The sequence below is a fragment of the Mesorhizobium sp. SEMIA396 genome (genome assembly GCF_024518615.1).
GTDB lineage: Bacteria > Pseudomonadota > Alphaproteobacteria > Rhizobiales > Rhizobiaceae > Mesorhizobium.
This window is the reverse complement of record NZ_JANIFC010000047.1, coordinates 1-292: the sequence shown is the minus strand read 5'-3', so window position 1 is coordinate 292 and position 292 is coordinate 1. Positions and strand designations below refer to the sequence as shown.

Sequence of the window (292 nt, the reverse complement as noted above, 5' to 3'; positions counted from 1 at the left end):
GCACCTCCCCGTAGCTTATCGCAGCGTATCACGTCCTTCATCGCCTGTGCATGCCAAGGCATCCACCAATTGCCCTTAAGACACTTGATCGTTCTCATTGCCAATGCCCACCCGCGCAATCCCGAAGGGACTGTCGCTTCAGCCTTCCCCTTGCGAGGTTAGCGTCCGCGCAATCCCGAAGAGATTGTCGCCTGAACCGGATCCTGTGCGGGACCCAATTCGATGTCATTGGCACAAAAAGACCAGCTTCTCGAGATCGGTTCGAGGGTGCGGTTAGGCAAGCCCATCATAT

General features: G+C 56.2%; 1 rRNA gene. It reads right to left on the bottom strand.

Going from position 1 to position 292, the window contains the following annotated elements:
• Positions 1-90: ribosomal RNA gene (locus NP503_RS33230) — 23S ribosomal RNA — on the bottom strand; the annotation flags it as partial.
• Positions 91-292 lie beyond the last annotated feature (202 nt).